Origin of the sequence: Ligilactobacillus murinus DSM 20452 = NBRC 14221 (assembly GCF_001591685.1) — a bacterium.
Lineage (GTDB): Bacteria > Bacillota > Bacilli > Lactobacillales > Lactobacillaceae > Ligilactobacillus > Ligilactobacillus murinus.
This window is the reverse complement of the sequence record NZ_BCVJ01000040.1, coordinates 1-18,778: the sequence shown is the minus strand read 5'-3', so window position 1 is coordinate 18,778 and position 18,778 is coordinate 1. Positions and strand designations below refer to the sequence as shown.

At 41.5% G+C, this 18,778-nt stretch carries 18 protein-coding genes; 4 read left to right on the top strand and 14 right to left on the bottom strand.

Going from position 1 to position 18,778, the window contains the following annotated elements; all coding sequences use genetic code 11:
* Positions 1-18 precede the first annotated feature (18 nt).
* Positions 19-1,098, bottom strand: a complete 1,080-nt coding sequence (locus tag LMU01S_RS07695) for a DUF6287 domain-containing protein (RefSeq protein WP_056957906.1) — start codon at positions 1,096-1,098, stop codon at positions 19-21.
* A gap of 26 nt (positions 1,099-1,124) precedes the next feature.
* A complete protein-coding gene (locus LMU01S_RS07690) occupies positions 1,125-1,739 on the bottom strand; it encodes a zinc ribbon domain-containing protein (RefSeq protein ID WP_056957905.1) in 615 nt (204 codons plus the stop codon).
* A gap of 221 nt (positions 1,740-1,960) precedes the next feature.
* Here LMU01S_RS07690 and LMU01S_RS07685 point away from each other — a divergent pair, with 221 nt between their 5' ends.
* Positions 1,961-2,296 carry a helix-turn-helix domain-containing protein gene (locus tag LMU01S_RS07685; protein ID WP_056957903.1) on the top strand — a complete coding sequence of 112 codons (336 nt, stop codon included), beginning with the start codon at positions 1,961-1,963 and terminating at the stop codon, positions 2,294-2,296.
* Between the two features lie 52 nt (positions 2,297-2,348).
* On the opposite strand, the gene LMU01S_RS07680 is transcribed toward LMU01S_RS07685, so the two are convergent.
* The 5 genes from LMU01S_RS07680 to LMU01S_RS07660 form a co-directional block, all read right to left on the bottom strand.
* Entirely contained in the window at positions 2,349-3,494 is a 1,146-nt protein-coding gene (locus LMU01S_RS07680; RefSeq protein ID WP_056957901.1) for an ArgE/DapE family deacylase, read from the bottom strand.
* Between the two features lie 58 nt (positions 3,495-3,552).
* Entirely contained in the window at positions 3,553-3,981 is a 429-nt protein-coding gene (ndk, locus tag LMU01S_RS07675; protein WP_033193035.1) for a nucleoside-diphosphate kinase, read from the bottom strand.
* A gap of 99 nt (positions 3,982-4,080) precedes the next feature.
* Complete coding sequence (locus LMU01S_RS07670) at positions 4,081-4,719, bottom strand: YfbR-like 5'-deoxynucleotidase (protein WP_010689803.1); 639 nt, start codon at positions 4,717-4,719, stop codon at positions 4,081-4,083.
* A gap of 226 nt (positions 4,720-4,945) precedes the next feature.
* Positions 4,946-5,473, bottom strand: a complete 528-nt coding sequence (locus LMU01S_RS07665; protein ID WP_056957900.1) for a hypothetical protein — start codon at positions 5,471-5,473, stop codon at positions 4,946-4,948.
* 25 nt (positions 5,474-5,498) lie between these two features.
* On the bottom strand, positions 5,499-6,761 hold the full coding sequence (locus tag LMU01S_RS07660; protein WP_056957898.1) for a serine hydrolase: 1,263 nt from the start codon (positions 6,759-6,761) through the stop codon (positions 5,499-5,501).
* Between the two features lie 209 nt (positions 6,762-6,970).
* Between LMU01S_RS07660 and LMU01S_RS07655 the strand changes: the two genes are divergently transcribed.
* Complete coding sequence (locus tag LMU01S_RS07655; protein ID WP_056957896.1) at positions 6,971-8,074, top strand: vitamin B12 independent methionine synthase; 1,104 nt, start codon at positions 6,971-6,973, stop codon at positions 8,072-8,074.
* A gap of 86 nt (positions 8,075-8,160) precedes the next feature.
* Here LMU01S_RS07655 and nagA read toward each other — a convergent pair whose 3' ends face one another.
* The 7 genes from nagA to LMU01S_RS07620 all read right to left on the bottom strand — a co-directional run bounded on the left by nagA (position 8,161) and on the right by LMU01S_RS07620 (position 17,544).
* The gene (nagA, locus tag LMU01S_RS07650) at positions 8,161-9,291 is read right to left on the bottom strand and encodes an N-acetylglucosamine-6-phosphate deacetylase (RefSeq protein WP_225354621.1); all 1,131 of its coding nucleotides are present in this window, start codon (positions 9,289-9,291) and stop codon (positions 8,161-8,163) included.
* Entirely contained in the window at positions 9,276-11,966 is a 2,691-nt protein-coding gene (gene adhE / locus LMU01S_RS07645; RefSeq protein ID WP_056957892.1) for a bifunctional acetaldehyde-CoA/alcohol dehydrogenase, read from the bottom strand. Before adhE ends, nagA begins: the two co-directional genes overlap by 16 nt.
* 397 nt (positions 11,967-12,363) lie before the next feature.
* Complete coding sequence (locus LMU01S_RS07640; protein ID WP_056957890.1) at positions 12,364-13,647, bottom strand: hypothetical protein; 1,284 nt, start codon at positions 13,645-13,647, stop codon at positions 12,364-12,366.
* A gap of 125 nt (positions 13,648-13,772) precedes the next feature.
* Positions 13,773-13,967, bottom strand: a complete 195-nt coding sequence (locus LMU01S_RS07635) for a heavy-metal-associated domain-containing protein (protein WP_004050031.1) — start codon at positions 13,965-13,967, stop codon at positions 13,773-13,775.
* A 15-nt stretch (positions 13,968-13,982) separates the two neighbouring features.
* Positions 13,983-16,214, bottom strand: a complete 2,232-nt coding sequence (locus LMU01S_RS07630; RefSeq protein ID WP_056957888.1) for a heavy metal translocating P-type ATPase — start codon at positions 16,212-16,214, stop codon at positions 13,983-13,985.
* Between the two features lie 73 nt (positions 16,215-16,287).
* Positions 16,288-16,710: a hypothetical protein gene (locus tag LMU01S_RS07625; protein ID WP_056957886.1), complete on the bottom strand. Its 423-nt coding sequence runs from the start codon at positions 16,708-16,710 to the stop codon at positions 16,288-16,290.
* A 15-nt stretch (positions 16,711-16,725) separates the two neighbouring features.
* Positions 16,726-17,544, bottom strand: coding sequence for a Cof-type HAD-IIB family hydrolase (locus tag LMU01S_RS07620; RefSeq protein ID WP_225354620.1), 819 nt, complete (start codon positions 17,542-17,544; stop codon positions 16,726-16,728).
* Between the two features lie 156 nt (positions 17,545-17,700).
* On the opposite strand from LMU01S_RS07620, the gene LMU01S_RS07615 reads away from it, so the two are divergent.
* Both LMU01S_RS07615 and LMU01S_RS07610 read left to right on the top strand, forming a co-directional pair.
* Entirely contained in the window at positions 17,701-18,153 is a 453-nt protein-coding gene (locus LMU01S_RS07615; protein WP_056957884.1) for a MarR family transcriptional regulator, read from the top strand.
* An 11-nt stretch (positions 18,154-18,164) separates the two neighbouring features.
* Positions 18,165-18,680, top strand: coding sequence for a GNAT family N-acetyltransferase (locus LMU01S_RS07610; protein ID WP_056957882.1), 516 nt, complete (start codon positions 18,165-18,167; stop codon positions 18,678-18,680).
* Positions 18,681-18,778: the final 98 nt, after the last annotated feature.

Sequence of the window (18,778 nt, the reverse complement as noted above, 5' to 3'; positions counted from 1 at the left end):
CTACCTATCTAATCTAATTTAATCTACACGATAATAAACATCTTTCATATCCACAGATTGCCCCATAAAGATACGATCTTTGCTAGTGTCGTCATCGGTAGCGTACTCAAATGAAACGCCCTTTGGTACGATAAACGCCCCAGCACCGCCTGCAGCTGGTTGATCCATCCGAGTTCCGATCACAGCTTTAATATAACCATTGCTAAGTTCACCGTTAGAGATCATTTCTGGATCCCCATTAACAGTTACATTAACTCCAGCTGGTACTGGATGGTTTTGTCCTGGTCCAGCTTCTCTGATCGCTAAACTGTTTTCTACAACTAGGGTCTTACCTGCTTTATTCTTCCATGTACCCACTAAGCTCGTAAAATTGTTATTGGAGATCTGTTCAACGTTAACATCCGCTCCATTACTATCAGCATTGGATGATTCTAAGGCAAAAACTTGCGTATAACTGTTACCACTTGTCCAAACCGCGATCAGATCTTGACTAGCTGTCTCGGGTGTACCTTCATTATTGAATTTCGTGACTGAACCCTTAGGATAGAAAGTGATCGACATATTGGTAGCTACATTTTGATCAGCCAATGAACCAGTCAAACTACCATCTTTTTCACTAAACACTAAATTTTGATTAATATCACTTCCTGCAGCAAAAACTCTTTTAGACATTGCCAGCTCTTTACCTACAAGAACATCTTCAAAGACATATAATTTGGCATCACCGCCATCTTCCCACTGCACACCTGTTTTACCTGGCACATGATTTCTACCATATCTGATCTGATGCCAGGTTCCACGAATGCTAGTATAATTACCATCCTTGATCTGACTTAGATCCATCGTTTTAGCAACAGGCTTTTCACTGCTCTTTGTAGCTGAACTTTGACTTTCAGCCATCGTGGTCTTTTCAGTCGTATCTACTGCATTTGACTCGCTTGTCTTACTTGAATGTTTCTTAGTTGATTTTGCAACTTTTGAAGTTTTTTGCTTGCATGAACTAGAAACTTTTTCTTTTTCACTCTGATTACCACAAGCTGTTAAAGTTAATAAACTCAGAACAGAAACGGCTATATAAAGTATTTTCTTTCTTGGCATTTTCGTTCTCCTTTCTATTCATTACCTTATTTTTCTTCAACCTTCTTGTATTTATAATTATCGATCGTAATAGTCTTTTTGTCTTTTGACAATTCACCCGTTATGCTCTCACCATTTAAAGGTTTAAGGGTAACTTTACCGTCTTTGATCTCATAGGTTCCAGTCGTACGCTTGTCACCATCTACTTTCTCGGTAAACTTATCACCATCAAAAATATAGCTATCTTCCACTTCAGCAAATAAAATATTCACCTTCGTAGTATATGTACCATCTAAATGTTTAGGCATCATCAAGAAAACTGCTACAACAATAACGGCAATTAAGGCTCCAAGCGCACTGATCAAATATACCGGTTTGATCTGCTTACCCATTTTCTTACTTGCAAGTTCAGCTAAATTCCCTGTTTCTTTGATTGCCTTATCACTTAAATTCTTAATAGTGTCTTTGCCCTTAGAAATGTCGATCCGATTTGAAAGTTGTGCGCCACAGTTTGTGCAGACATCTTGTTCTTCACTGACCGGTTTACCACAATGAGCACAATATTTTTTGATCTTCCCTTTATTAACACCACATTTAACACAGATCGAAGCATTGGGATCCATTTCTGCCCCACAATTTGTACAATACATCTTATTATCCATTGGTGATTCCTCCACTCTTTCTACTAATAAATTACATTTGGGCATCTACCTAAATTTTTTTATTAATTTTTTCTAACGCCTTTTAGAAAAAATCAATCTTCTTGATAGAATTCTATCACTTTATGTTCCTATAGGCAATATCAACAATTCCTATAGGAAGTTAAAACTGGCTGATATTTACCCTATCGTTATACTTAACTTTAACGATAGGATGATTTTTTATGAAAAATAATATTAATATCGGTGATAATATTCGTTACTATAGAAAGAAAAACGGCTATACACAAGAACAATTAGCCGAAAAAAGTTCTCTTTCGCTCAACTTTATCTCTGCTGTTGAGCGTGGCGCTAAAAATATCACTTTTAACAATCTTTTATTAATTGCAAGCGCTTTGAACGTTCCAATAGCGACGCTCGTTAGTCCGCTCACCTCAACAAATTCCTCTCATCATCTCAAAGAATTGACTCGTGAACTTCAAAAATTACCACTAAAGGAACAAGAACAATTGATCCAAAATTTCATCAATATCACCCATCTACTAGAACAACAACTTTAAGCAAAAAAGCAGAGTTAGACCGTTCCATCTAACTCTGCTTAACTTTTAATTATTATTTCTCCAAATACTGCACGATCAACGCCTGATAAAGTTCACAAAATGCCAGATACTGTGACTTATCCACATACTCATCGACTTGATGAACACTCTGGTTCCCCGGACCAAAGATCGCTAATGGAAAAGTTGCTGGCTTGTCCAAAGTCAGGTTGGACGCATCCGTCACTGGGGCTAGTGCGATCTTTTTGATCGTCTGCCCCAAATATTTCTCGCCTAAAGCTTGGGCCAAGTGCACCAAAGATGAATCTGGATCTTTTTTGACTGCCACTTTATTTAGATAAGTTGTAGTTGTAAGCTTAGCCCCCGTGGCATTTAGTTTGTTTTTCCACAGCTCGATCAGTGCTTGAACTTTTTCCTTATCCACAGTTGGAGTCGTTCTGACATTGATCTCAGTGGTAGCTAATTCAGGCAACGAGTTGACTTGGCTCCCAGCCTTCAACACAGTCGCATTGAAAGTCGCGTTACCTAACAGTTCATCTGGTTTGGCTACCTTTAGAAAAGTTTTTTTAGTCTGATATAAAAATTCGATCAACGGTTCTAAAGCATTATATCCCTGTTCTGGCATCGAACTATGCGCACTTTTCCCCCGCGAGATGACACTTATATCCATCGACCCTTTATGCGCATAAGCTACCTTTAGATCAGTCGGCTCCGCGATCAGTAACGCATCGACGTCTTGCATATATCCTTGCTCGTAAAGTAACTTCGAGCCGGCTTGCTCCATCTCTTCACCGACCGTCAATAACAGCCGCACTTGTCCCTTTGGCAGTTTCTTAGCGTGGACCAATTCGATCAAAGCGATCACCAAAGCTGCCACCCCAGCTTTCATATCACTAGCACCACGGCCATATAGTTTTTCGTTGCGTTCGGTCAAAACAAAGGGATCACTTTGCCAAGCACTAGCTGTGGCAGCAACCACATCTAAGTGTCCTGCAAGTGCTAGACAAGGTGTTCCAGTCCCGATTTGGGCAACTAAACAAGCACGATCTGGAGCTACTTGAACTAACTGCGAGCTGATTCCATATTTGGATAAATATATATGTAAAAATTGGGCTACGGCTTGCTCATGATCATTGACTGAAGGGATCGCGACCAGCTTTTCCAAGAGTTCGAGGCGCTTTGCTTGATTTAAAACTACCATATAATAAGTTCCTTCTTTCTAGCTAAAAAGACCGACAACTTGTCGATCTTTGGCAAATTTATCTACTTTCTTCTGGGAACCAAATGCTGATCTCTCTTTCAGCTTCACTTGGACTATCCGAAGTATGGATCACATTACGCAAATTACCGTCGGGCCATTCACGCCCAAAGTCTCCACGCACTGTGCCCCAATCAGCTTGGCCAGGGTTAGTTGCTCCTGCCATGCGATGAATGATAGGAACGACATTTGTTCCAGTCACGATGATCCCAACGATCGGTCCTTCTTGCATATATGAGACCAGCTCTGGGAAAAATGGCGCATTGACTTTATCTTCATAGTGCGCTTCAAGTTGCTCTTTAGTCGCTTGGATCACTTTCAAGGCTGTGATCTGGTAGCCTTTATGTTCGATACGGGTGATGATATCGCCGATGTGTTGGCCTTCGACGCCATCTGGTTTAACTAACACTAAAGTTCGTTGTTCTGTCAATTTGATCACTCCTGTCCACAAATAGGATAACACTTATTTTCCTTAATTAATACTTTAATGTTTTTAATAAAAAAAGACGCCTAAACAGCGTCTTTTTGGCTATTGTTGAATGATCTGGGTCGTCATGATCGCTAAATGATTTTGCGCATTGGTGTTCGCATTATCCTTCAATAATTCCGGCAAGATCATCTTCAAGAAATATTGTACACTTGCCATATCATTGAACTTCATGATCGCCTTTAAACTTGAACGATAAATATCCATGTAAACTGGTTCTGGATTACCCTTTTGGATCTCACCAAAGGATTCATACATCAAGTCGATCTTATCTGCGACTGACAAGATCTTTCCTTCTAAAGTATCGTCTTTACCTTCCGCAAATCTGCGCTCATAGGCTGCGCGAAATTCAACTGGGATCTCAGTTTGGATGAAGTTTTCTGTCAATGATTCATCAACTTTAGCCAACATCGTCCGCAATTCATTGGTCGCATACTTGACTGGTGTCTTGATATCCCCGATAAAACGTTCCGTGTAATCGTGATTAAGTGCCTTTTCATACAGCGAGCGCCAATCGACCTCATTACCCGCTTGCTCTTCGATATCGCCTAACATCTGCGCAGCTTGTGTCACCTTAAATGAGTGGGCCGCCACATTGTGTTCTTCAAATTTGAAATAACCTGGGGCCCGATTGATCATCTCAAGATCACTCAAACTCTTTAAATATTCATGCATGCCCATGAAAAACACCTCCGTATATATTTCATACTAGGATACACCGCATGCAACTTTTTTGCAAACATCTTATTCTTTTAGTCCATTAAGCGATGATGTGGGAGGGATATCATGTACAAGTCATTGTTATCTGCTAGGCATTACAATTCGGAGCACGACTACACAATACAAAAAAAATCGGGTAGTGCCTTAGCATATAGCTATGACACACCTGATTTTTTGTGCATTATTTTTAATTTACTGAAACGATCTCATAGATATCTTTATCGATCACCGTTTTACCGTCCTGTTCATACGCACCCTCACCCTCGTGGATACGTTTAACAGTTACCGTACGTCCTTGATAAGTCACACTTTGATCGCCGATAGTTGCTTCGCGATAGAAATCATCTGGAGATACACTTGGAGCACAAATACCCACTTGTACCGCTAAATGATAATAAAAATCCATTCCATCAGTAACAGTTTGTCCTACATAAGAATTACTATTAGTCTGTGGTTGACTTTGGGTAGAACTTGGTTGCTCCCCAGTCACACCCTTTGTCACTGGGGCATTTGATGCGGCAGCTCGACTGCTTGATGTTTCACTGACTTGGCTTTCGCTAGAACTAGAGCTACTGCTACTAGTCTTCTTTTTAGTTGTTTGGCTAGTTTTATGGCTGCTACTAGATTCTTGTTTGACCTTAGTTTGGGGCAAACACCCTGTCATTAAGGGTAACAGACAAACAAGCACGCCCAAAACACGTAAATGCTTTTTCATGTTATCACCTCATGGCACCCTAAACTTATTGTAAAAGGGTATTGTATAGGTCTAAACCTAATTTATTCATGGCAGATTGTTCTTCATTGTTATCACCATTTTGGGTCAAGACAACGACAACAAAGGCACCTTTTTCATTTTCAATGATCGCTGCATCATTTAAGATCCCGTAATTTTGCATGATCCCAGTCTTATTGTAAACTTTAGCCCCAGTTGGTAGATCGCGAACTAATTTATCATGATCACGGTTCTTGTTTAAAATATCTAAGAATTCAGCACTGTCACTCTTACTGATCAATTTGTGGTTATAAACTTTCTTCAACAATTCACCCACATCGGCAGCTGACGTGATGTTGTCTCGGCCAGCCTCAAGTGATTTGGTATCCATCATCTTACGTTGCAGCTTAGTATCATGGGCCCCCATCTTTTCGATCTGTGCATTGACCTTATCAATTCCACCTAAAGCATCGATCATGATGTTAGCCGCTGTATTGTCACTTTCATCGATCATATAAGCTAATAATTCACGGTAAGTAAAGGTCTTACCCGCTGGCATGTTTTGGATCACACCTGTCCCACCAACTTTATCAGCATTAGAAAGAGTATACGTATCATCTAAATTGATCGTACCGATCTTTTGTTGGGCATAGGCTGCTGCTAAAATAAAGAGTTTGATCACCGAAGCTGCACTTTGAGTTTGATTGTTCAATAAATAACTCGTATCTTCGTTCATCGGTGCCACATAAACTGTTTTATCACCAGCGATCCCACCAATATCACTAGCTACTAGTTCTTTGACTTTCGCTTCATCAAAGTTAGACTTTGGACTCGAGGTCTCACTACTGCTAGAAGCAACACTACTGCTCTCTTTTTCAGTCGAACTTTCAGTCTTACTACTTTTAGCTACAGAAGTTGTTTCATTAGCTGGTTTATTGAGTGTATTGTAAGCAAAATACCCACCAACACCTAAAACAAGTAGCCCTGCAACTACCCCAATGATGATCCCAGCTGGATTACTTTTACGTTGGGGAACACCCGCATATGGTCCTTTTGTTCGCGAATAGGTCGGTTCTGGCGCGGGAGCTTGTTTTGGTGCAGTGCCAGCAAAGGGCGCACCACATTGGTCACAAAAATCATTTTTGATATCATTTGAGGCACCACAAGTTTGGCAGATTTTTTCTGGCCTAGCGCTTGATACTTGAGTAGTTGGATCTGGCAAAGTTTCACCACAACTTTGGCAAAATTTTGAGCCAGTTGGATTAGTCGAATTACATTTTGGACACTTCACGTCTTAACATCCCTTCATTATCTCTAGTTCTTAGTAATATTCTAGCTAAAATTGGTCGTTTTTAATAGGCACCTTATCCTTGAAACTTTCCTTGGTTTTTTCACTATTTTTAGCTACAAAATTGCTTTTCTTTGTCTAAGTGGAAAATTAGCGTTATTCTTAAAGTAACGTGAGGTTTAGCGCTTCACGATTTCAAGGGGGTATTAATTATGAATGAAAAATTTAGTTCACACTATGATGTTGTTGGTAGTTTTTTACGACCAAGTAAATTAAAACATGCTAAAGAAGATTTAGCAAACGGCAAGATCGACCAAGCCAATTACGATGAGATCTTGAAAAAAGAGATCAAACGTGTTGTTGAAAAACAAGCTAAACTTGGCTTAAAGGATGCAACCGATGGTGAATTTGGTCGCAGTTGGTGGCATTTAGATTTTCTTTGGAGCTTCAAAGGTGTCAAATGCTATGATTATCGCCAAAGTTATAAATTCCATGGGGAAAAGACCCGAACTGACAATGTTGAGTTGGGTGGTCGTATCGAATATAATCCAGACCACCCCTTCTTTGAACAATTTAAGTATCTAAAGAGCATCGTTCCAAAAGGCGTTGTTGCTAAACAAACGATTCCTTCTCCAACACTTTTCTTTAGAGATGATCGCAGTAAAAATTACAAACTCTTCTATGCTAATTGGGAAGAATTTCTCAAGGGCTTAGCTCAAGCTTATAGTGAAACGATCAAGCATTTCTATGATCTAGGTTGTCGTTATTTACAATTAGATGATACGACCTGGGCCTTTTTGATCAGCAAGTTAAATGAAACAACGGGGGAAGAACGCGACAAATATTTAGCTTTAGCCAAAGATAGCGTCTTTGTCATCAATAAGATGCTTGAAAAAGTCCCAGCCGATATGACCATCACGACCCACATTTGTCGGGGCAATTTCAAATCGACTTACCTATTTAGTGGTAGCTATGACGTGATCGCACCATACTTAAGTCTTTTGAACTATGATGAATTATTCTTAGAATACGATAATGAACGTTCCGGTAATTTTGATGCCTTAAAGCAGATCTGGAACGATCGAAAAGACGTTAAGATCATTTTAGGCTTAGTGACCTCAAAATTCCCTGACTTAGAAGATCCAGCTAAGTTAAAGGCTAGAGTAGCTGAAGCAGCCAAGCTAGTACCCTTAGAAAATCTGGGGATCTCAACTCAATGTGGCTTTGCTTCAACAGAAGAAGGTAACGAATTGACCGAAGATGAACAATGGGCCAAGGTCAAATTAGTAGTCGAAACAGGTAAAGAGATCTGGTAGTGTGTAAATAACTACTAGCAAAAACTCCCGCTCAAGGTGTGTTCTTGCATCTTGAGCGGGAGTTTATTCGCTTATCAAAGAGAGCATTATTTTTGATAAACACTTTGGCCATCAACATAAGTTTCTTTGAGTTCTAAAGTTGGGCTGACTACCAAGAAATCAGCGTCACGGCCATTTTGGATACTGCCACAGACATCAGCGATCCCGGCACTCTTAGCTGGAAGCTCACTTGCCATTTCAAATGCTTCTGAAAGGCTACATAGCCCCCAATCAACAAGGTTTTTGACTGCGGTAAATAGCTCTAAGACACTGCCAGCTAAACTGCCACCCTCTTTTAGGCGGGCCGCTCCATCTTTGACCTCGACCAAAAACTCGCCTAACATATACTTACCTTCAGGCATCCCGCCTGCTTGCATACAGTCAGTCACCAAAACGGTCTTTTCTTTTTTAGCCTTGAGCAACGCTGAGATCGCTCCCAGATGAACATGATGCCCGTCACAGATCAACTCAGTATAAGCATCACTAGCAAAAGCAGCTCCGACCATTCCAGGTGCCCGATGATTTAGGCCACTCATCCCATTATACGTGTGAACAAAGATATCAGCGCCAGCATCCACAGCTGCCATCGCTTCTTTATAGGTAGCATTACTATGCCCTAGACAAACCTTGACCCCACTTTTGACAGCTTGCTTGGTAAATTCGAGCGCTCCTGGACGTTCAGGGGCAAGGGCGATCTTTTTGATCATTCCTTTTGCACAAGCTTGCAGGCTTTTAAGCTCAACAAGATCTGCATCGCGCATATACGCTGGGTTCTGCGCTCCTTTATGTTCCGTAGTAAAGTAAGGTCCCTCAAGATATATCCCTTGGATCTTGGCCCCTGATATTTCATGAGCTTTTTCACCTAGCAACTGACAAACCTGCGCTAACTTTTGTGGTGGTGCGGTCAAAGTCGTCGGCAGATAGGAAGTTACCCCACATGAAAGTAACCCCTGTGAGATCTCAGCTAAGCCTGCTGGATCGGCATCCATCACGTCATGTCCCGCATAGCCATGGATGTGCGTATCAACTAAGCCCGGGGCAATGATCGCATCTTTTTTGTCGATGATCGTTGCAGCAGAAAGGTCGGTCTCTGGCGGTAGATAACGGCCAAATTTACCATCCTTGATCTCTAGATAGCCCCCAGTTTTTACCCCACTTTTAGTTAAAATTGTTCCCACAATAATTCGCGGATCTCTTCTAAGAATGGTTGGCGTGGGTTAGCTGGTGTACATTGATCATTGTAGACCAAATCGACCATTTCATCCAATGCTCCTTCAAATTGTTCCTTGGTAACTCCATTAGCGGATAACTTAGGTTCAACATCAAGATCTTTGAACAACTGCGCGATCCGAGCACATAATGCTTCAACTAATTCGGCATCACTATTGCCCTTAAGTCCTAAAGCACGGGCAATGTCAGCATAGTCTTTTTGGGCACGGTATACTTCATAGCGTGGGTATGGTGAACGTTTTACCTTACCAGATGTCCCGTTAAAGCGGATAACTGGTTGCATGGCGATCGAGATACATAGACCGTGTGGCAAGCCAAACTCCCCACCTGTTTTATGTGCAAGCGAGTGGTTGATACCCAAGAAGGCATTAGCAAATGCCATCCCACCTAATGTCGCAGCGTAATGCATGTTCTCACGTGCTTTTTCACCAGCAGACGTTGGGTTCTTTGGATCAAAGTTATATGAATCAACTAAGTTTTCAAAGACTAACTTGATCGCTTCTAATGCCCATGGACGAGTAAATTCAGAAGACATTACCGAGACATATGCTTCCAAAGCATGGGATAACGTATCGATCCCTGAAAGAGCCACAGTGCGTTTTGGTACAGTCATTACAAACTCTGGATCCACGATCGCAACTTGTGGTGTCAATTCGTAATCAGCTAAAGGATACTTCACATGTGTCTTATCGTCAGTGATAACTGCAAATGGTGTCACTTCTGAACCAGTACCTGATGTTGTTGGGATCGCAAATAATTTAGTTTCTGTTGCATGGTGGAATTTAACGATCCGCTTACGAATATCAACGAATTTTTGTTGTAGCAATAAGAACAATTCGCTGACTTTAGCGTAATCATCCATGAAACCAGCTGGTTGATCTAAGGAGTATTCGTAGATATAACGTGCGATCTTAGCAGCATCCAAGGATGAACCACCACCAAGCGCGATCACTGTGTCTGGCTTAAATTCTGCCATTTGACGAGCGATCTCGATCGTTTGGCCTAAAGTTGGGTCAGGTTTTACGGTTCCGTAAAGCGCCGTCTTCACTGGTGTATCACGCACGGCTAATTGATCGTAAACTTTATCCACAAAGCCAAATTGGACCATTCCTGGATCGGCTACGATGAAGGCACGCTTGATATCTTCTGTCTCATCTTGTAAATATGAGATCGCATTATTTTCATAGTAGATCTTTTCTGGCAAGCGTACCCATTGTGGACGATTACGACGTTTAGCAACTGTCTTAATATTTAAAAGATCACCTGTTGATAAGTTATGTGACAATGAATTTTTCCCCCATGATCCTGTTCCGAGTGTCATACTTGGACGCAATGCATCTGTATAAATATCACCGATCCCACCGATCGAATCTGGTTGGTTGACTAAGATACGTGCTGATTTGATCTTGTCACCAAATTCATTGATGAATGGATCTGTTTGAGAACCGATCTGGATCGCAGCATTATGTCCTGCACCTTGGTAGTCTAGCAAGGCACCAACGATCTTGACCCCATCAGTGCGATCTTTAGCTTTATAAATGGACAAGAGTGGTGATAATTTTTCAGAGGATAACTTTTCACCGATGTTTTTAGCATCTAATTCAAATAACATCACGTCTTTATCTTCTGGTAAAAAGACACCGGCTTGTTCTGCGATCCAGCGGGCACTCTTACCTGCAACTGGACCGTTTACTCCGTGATTATCATTAAAGACGAAATCCTCGATCTTAGCATAGTCTTCTTTTGGTACTAAATATGCACATTTTTCTTGCATCTTTTGTAACCAAGCATCATAAATCGGAGCTTCAACAACAGCTGAGTTTTCTGTCGCACAGATCATCCCATTATCAAAACGCTTAGACATCAAAAGGTCTTCGACAGCACGGTCTAAGTTGGCTGTGTGATCAACAAAAACAGCCCCATTACCTGCACCTACACCCATTGACGGATTACCTGAGCGCAACGCTGCATTGACCATCCCTGGGCCACCAGTTGCTAAGATAGATGCGATCTTTGGATTTTGGATCAAGCCAGTTGTATTTTCAAGTGATGGTTTTTCGACCCATTGAATGATATTTTTTGGTGCTCCAGCTGCTAATGCTGCCTCATAGATGACCTTAGCTGCGTGTACTGAACAGTTTTGTGCTTGGGGGTGGAAAGCAAAGACGATCGCATTGCGGGTCTTCAAAGCCATCAAAGCCTTGAACATTGTAGTCGAAGTTGGGTTGGTCGTTGGGACGATCCCTGCTAAGACACCTAATGGAGCTGCGATCTTAACTTGGCCTTTGATCTTATCTTCTGAAATGACACCGACTGTTTTTTCATTTTTGATCAAATTATAAATATTTTCTGTTGCAAAACGATTTTTAGTATCCTTATCTTCAACTACCCCACGTCCAGTTTCATCGACTGCTTCGTGAGCTAAAGTCAAAGCTGCTTCAGAGCCAGCTAAAGCTGCGGCAGCTACGATCTTATCAACTTGTTCTTGCGTAAAGGTCGCATATTCTTGTTCTGCCTTTAACGCTTTTTCGACCAAGCCATCGGTATAAACGCGCGCTGCTTGCATCTTTGCTTCTTTTTCTTCTGGAGTTAATACTTTTTTCTTTGGCTTTTCTTTGCTCATCTATCTGTAACCTCCCAAAATAATTAAACTAAAAGTGACTAGTAATTCACTCAATAAATCCTTCGTGAATACTTTCACTAATTATATTAAACCTTATTGATAACGATTTCAATTTATTTTACTCTTTCTTAAACAAGAAATATCCTCACCCTAAACAGCGCTTACTTTATGTAAAGATTAACTTTTTGTTCGTACAATCCCAAAAAATATCTTTTAGTCATTTCTACCAAGGTATCTATAAATTTTTTAGCTAATATCTAGCAGTTTGTGCACTTTTTATCTTAATTTATAACGATAACATGTTCGCCATGCAAAAACGGGACTCACCATGATGCAAATACACATCAAGATAAGTCCCGCGTTATTCAAACAATGCTAACGGCATTTATTTTTCCTTTTAACCGGCTACGAATGCTGGTAGACCTTTGACAGCCCGATAGATAGCCTGTTCTACCTGGATCCCGGTCAAGTTTTTAGCCACTGCAAAACCTTGGAATTGATCCTTGATCTTGGCTAAAGCATAACTCGTATTATGTTTATTTTGGTTTTGGACCATGACCACATAATCCGCTTCACTCAAGCGCCGCGAGAAATAATTTTCTGGGTCACGGCGATGATAGAAGGCATCGACCATCAGCATCTTACCATTATGTGCCTCAATGATCGCTTCATATTTATCACGATACAATTCACGCCCAACAACGATCCCGACTGTGCTACCTTCTAGATCAAATTCGATCGTCGGCTGATATTGTGGCTTAGGCCCCTTTTCCTTTTTCGGAGCTGGCATGGTGACTTTTTCTTGTCGCTCAGGATAGACCCAGGCTAGCGAGATATCTTCATTTTGCCGTTCACCATGCGGGTTAGCATACCAACGCAACCGCACGATACTACCTTCGTGGATATTATAGGCTTGAGCTGGGAGCTTGTACTCAAATAATTCACCATCGACTCGAAGCTTTTTCCCACTTACATTACGTTTAACGATCAGTTCATTATCAGCGTTGACCTCAACTACCCCACGATCAAAGGTCACTGTATTAGGATAATACGACTCAGCTGGTCGTCTGATCAATTTCGTGATCCGAGGTGACTCTGTATGGGCGTTGCTGACTAAGATCGCATCCCCATTTTTAGGATTGAATTGATTTCGGATCGTCTCTCTAAATCTTAATTCTTTATTGTTTTTATTATAGGCTTTAAAACCGATCCGACGCGTTGAAACTTTATAGACCATTACCATATCAAATAAGCGCTCAAAGATCTTGGGGTCTTTTTGCACCCAATTATCTAACGCTTGACTGTCACCTTTTTCACTCAACAACGCTTGTAATGTTTGCGAAGTTCGATCTATTTTAGCCTTTTCTTTGCTCGCTTCAGTTTGTCTATCTACCAGCGGTTCAATTTTTTGAACCGCTGGTTTAGACTCCTTTTCAACTTTCGCTACTAGTTTTGATTTTAAATCAGATTCTACTTCAGGCAAAGCCTGCGGACCTTCCTCTTGGTCTTCTTTTACTTCAGATGTTACTGATGTTTGCTTTTCTTCGGTCACTTGGGCTGAACTTCCCTTAGCTGCCATTTGTAAGATCAACTGGATCGCTTTAGCACCAAGAGTTAGTTCCTGCTCACTATTCCCCATCACATCGAGCAATTGCTGTACTTCTTTGCGATAATCATGCATCTGCAGATTCCCCTTTCTTAATTTACTAAAATTTTCGCCCACACCTCTATTCTAAACCACTGCTCGTAAAAGATATACAAGAAAAAATAAGATGTTGGCAAAAATACCAACATCTTAACAAATAGCTATTTGCTGACTGAATATGGCGTTCCATCCAAGGTTTGATTCAAACCATCGATCGTTTCATCCCCGATGTATTCAGCCGTTTTCTTTTCCAAGTCGACCTTAACATTTTTCACAACGCGACTTAAACTTTCCCGTACTTTCTTAGCGCAACCTTCACATTTCATACCTTCAACTTTTACTGTATGTTTTTCCATTACTACCATCCTCACTTAGTTTAATTTTACGCGGTTCAACCGCAAAGCATTCAAAACAACTGATACCGAACTAAAACTCATGCACAAAGCAGCGAGCATTGGGTCAAGCAACGGTCCACCAAAAAGCGTCAAGACGCCTAAAGCGACTGGAATACCGAGACAGTTGTAAAAAAAAGCCCAGAAGAGATTTTCTTTGATGTTGACCAAAGTCTTGTGACTCAACAATAACGCTTGGGCTAGTGAACTGAGATCTGAATTCATCAAAACAACATCAGCCGAATCGATCGCCACATCAGTCCCATTACCGATCGCAACTCCGACATCCGCATTGGCTAAAGCTGGCGCATCATTGATCCCATCGCCGACCATTGCGACCTTTTGTCCTTTAGCTTGTAATTCTAAGACGACCCTTGCTTTATCAGCTGGCAAGACATCACTGATCACTTCACTGATCTGGACTTGTTTAGCGATCGCACGGGCGGTCTTTTCATTATCCCCCGTCAACATCACGGTCTTTGTCCCTAACTTGTGTAGTTGTGCGATCGCATGGCGACTATCTTGCTTTAGTGGATCTTGAACAGCGATCACACCTAAAAGATCTTTTTCAGTGCCCAAAAACATCACTGTTTTGCCACCTTGCGTCAAAGCCTGGGCCTGTTTTAACAATGGTGTTTCAGTTGAAAGCTTTTGTTTGACTAAAAGTTTATCGTTGCCCAAAAAATAGGTCAAACCATCGATCTTAGCCGTCAAGCCCCGTCCAGGCAAGGTCTCAAAGTCACTGACAGGTAACGTTTCAGCAGTCGACGCCTGCAAGATCGCCTGGGCTAACGGATGCTTTGAATAAAATTCTAGGCTAGCTGCTAGCTGTAAGATCGTTGCTCGCTTTAGCCCTGGTTTAGCCAAAACATCAGTCACCGTTGGCTTGCCTTGGGTGATCGTTCCTGTCTTATCTAAGACTACTGTTGTCACTTGAGATAGCTGTTCTAAAGCTGTCCCATTTTTGAATAAGATCCCCGCTTTGGCCGCTTTGCCGGTCCCGACCATGATCGCAGTCGGGGTCGCTAACCCTAATGCACACGGACAAGCGATCACTAAGACCGAAACAAAGATCGTCAAGCTAAAGCCTAACGAATGTCCCGTCAAAAACCACGCCAGGGCACCTAAAGTTGCGATCCCCATGATCACTGGCACAAAATATCCAGCTATTCGATCAGCTAGCCGTGCGATCGGCGCTTTTGAACCCTGGGCTTTGGCGACCAAGGCTACGATCTGTGAAAGTGCCGTTTGACTTCCGATCCGCGTTGCACGACAGGTCAATTGACCAACTTGGCTGACTGTCCCAGCATTCACTAGATCACCAGGGCTTTTGGCTACCGGCAAGCTCTCACCCGTCAACATCGACTCATCGACCGTCGTCTCCCCTGCTAAGACAATGCCATCGACAGGAATACTTTGCCCTGCCTGAACTAAAAAGGTATCACCGACTTTAAGTTCTACGACAGGTACTTCTTTGGTCTGTCCCTTGGCTACGACTAACAGGGCTTTTTTGGGCACCAATGTCAAAAGTGAGGTCAAAGCAAAATTAGTCTTTTGCTTTGAGAGATCTTCAAAGTACTTGCCTAACATGACAAGAGCAATGATCATCCCTGCTGCCTCATAGTAAAGATCATGGTGTTGCTCTGTTACCACAGCCAGATAAGTATTTACCAAACTGTACAAAAGCGCTGCCCCACTTCCTACTAAGACTAACGAATCCATATTAGGATGTCGGGCAAATAATGCTTTAGCGCCTGTGATCAAGTAGTCTTCGCCAAACCACAATACTGGTAAAACTAAGGCTAGCTGGATCAGACTAGCACTTTTAGGAGCATGCATCCCATCTAAAAAGTGCGGAAATGCCAGACCCATCATTGGTCCCATCGCCACTAAAAGCAATGCGCCTGCAAAGATCAAAGCACCGATCGTTTGTCGTTTTTTATGTAATAAACGAGCTTTAGTCTGGGCCTGCTTTGCTTCAAATTCAGCTTGATCAAGTGTATTAGACAAAGTCGCTACATAACCGGCATTTTTGACCGCCTGCATGATCTTTTGCACACTGACCTGAGATCCATGTTCAACTTGCATGCTCTCTGTTGCCAAATTGACAAAAACATCAGTCACATCCGGCAGTTGTGCTACTGCTTTTTCGACCGTTTGCGCACAACTGGCACAAACCATCCCTTCGATCGCAAAATTGTCTTTTTCCATCTGTCTCACCTCTAATCGTTTACAGATGTAGTTTATCACAAAATAAACTTAAGGTGATACTAAAACGCTCATTTTACCAGCCATAATATAACGTCACGACTACTGCCAAAACAGGGTAAGAGAAAAAGCCTAATAAAGCAAAGCAAACTAAACGAAATAAATTCTTGCCCCATTCAGGAAATCTTGCCAAAAATTTAGCGGTACATAAACGATACAAGATCAACAAAAACAGTGGTAAAACTAACACGACTCCCCCAAGGTTGACCACCAGCGTAAATAAAGTAAAGGCTTGACTAGCAGCCGTTTTTGAAGCTAATAACCATAATGCTGAACCTGTATAAACAAGTAAGAACAAGATCTGCAAAGTAGCTGACACTTGACTTGCTTCACGGGCAAAACGTGTCCCTTTGCCTAGATATTTCATCACGCTCCAATATACAATGGCGATCACAAAAACATACCATCTATGGAGCAAAAATTCACCAACGATTCCCATCTTACTGCTTCCCTTCTAATTCTTTAATACATATTTTTCAAGTGCCACACCGACACCATCATGATCATTATCAGCTGTGACCGCACTGGCAAGGTCTTTTATCTGATCATTAGCATTGCCCATCGCAACTCCAAATCCAGCCGCTTCAAACATTGTCAGATCGTTATTTTCATCGCCTAAAACCATGATCTGATCTTTAGTTAGGCCTAAATACTTGCCTAATTCGAGCACGGCTGCACCTTTATGCGCTTTAGGATGCATGATCTCAAAGAACCACGGCGCACTAAGAACCGTATACTTATCCGCGATCACTTCTGGATCTAAGTCCTTGAGCTTAGCTGTGATCACTTCTGGTTCATCGACCCACATATATTTAGCTGCTGGAGAGTGTGTGGCTAATTTTTCTGGCTCACAATAATAAAGTGGCATTTTTGTATAGAACGCATCAAGTACGGTATACGGACTGATATTTTTAAAAGTCGTAATAACTTCAGAATTTGGCATGACGATCTGACCTCTGATCTGGAGTTCATGACTTACTTGATCCAAATGAGCTACTTGTTCAGGAGATAAGAGATTTTCAAAGATCGCTTTACCTGTACCTGTTATCTGTGCTTTAGCCCCATTAAAGGTGATCGCATAGTCATCTTCTCCCACCAAGGCTAATTCTTCTAAATAATCTTTGACCCCAGACAATGGTCGTCCCGTACATAAAACCACGTAAACCCCTTGTTTGCGTGCTTGTTTGATCGCTGCTTTAGTTTTTTCACCGATCTGCTTGTGATCATTGACCAACGTACCATCAATATCGATCGCTACCATCTTTATATCCAAAATGCTCACCTACCATGCGACATCAGTACATCACATGCCCTTCATTTCTAATTGTTCAAGAGCTATTATACCATTTTAACGGTTTCATTTCTCTTTTAAAAATAGTTGCATTTACAATAAAAAATCAATATACTAGAACAAAAGGAAGTGCTCAAAATGACAGAGATCTTACGTGAGCTCGGCACGATCGCCCGTGCTTTAGATTCGATCAGTAATGTTGAATTCAAAGACCTAAAACTCTCCAAGGGACAATATCTCTACTTGGTCAGGATCTACGAACAGCCCGGGATCATCTTAGAGGAGTTGGCTAATTGCCTCAAAGTCGATAAGACCACGGCTTCACGAGCGATCAAAAAACTAGTCGCCAACGGTTTGATCGAACGCCGTACTCAACTTGACAACAAAAAAAATAAGCCCCTTTTTGTAACTAAAAAAGGAGCCCAGCTCTACCCTATGCTTCGTGCCGAGCATAACTACTCAGAACAAACGGCACTAAGGCATTTGACCGCAAAACAACAAGTGCAATTGCAACAACTATTGCAACAAGTCCGCCGTAACATCGAAAAGGATTGGGAGATCGTCAAAAAAGGCCAAAAACGAAATTACTAGGAGTAAAAATCATGACTAAAACATTAAAACGCATCACTGTAGCTGAAGTTGAAACCCTGCAAAAGCTAAGCATTGAAACTTTTAGCGATACTTTTAAAGACCAAAACAGTGCTCAAGACCTAGCAGATTACTTAAAAACAGCCTATGATCTCAGTAAATTGACCGCCGAGCTAAATGACCCTAACTCACAGTTTTACTTTGCTTACTTAGATGGACAACTTGCTGGCTATTTAAAGCTCAACTTAAATGAAGCCCAAAGTGAACAAGTTGCCCCTAACGCCCTTGAGATCGAACGCATCTACATCAGATCAGCCTTCAAGCGCCATGGGTTAGGCCGTTTTTTATTCCAAGAAGCGCTCAGGCTTGCTCAAAAAGAAAATTGTAGCACGATCTGGCTTGGTGTATGGGAGAAAAATTATCCCGCCCTTGCTTTCTACGAAAAAATGGGCTTTACTCATCACGGCTCACACTCATTTTTCATGGGAGCTGACGCACAAACTGACCTGATCATGGTCAAAAATATTTAACATAGCAAAAAGTTGGTATTTGGTGAAAATACCAACTTTTTTCGTCTAAAAAAATAAATCTATATTATTATAGTACAGTTATTTGATCGGAAACTCAA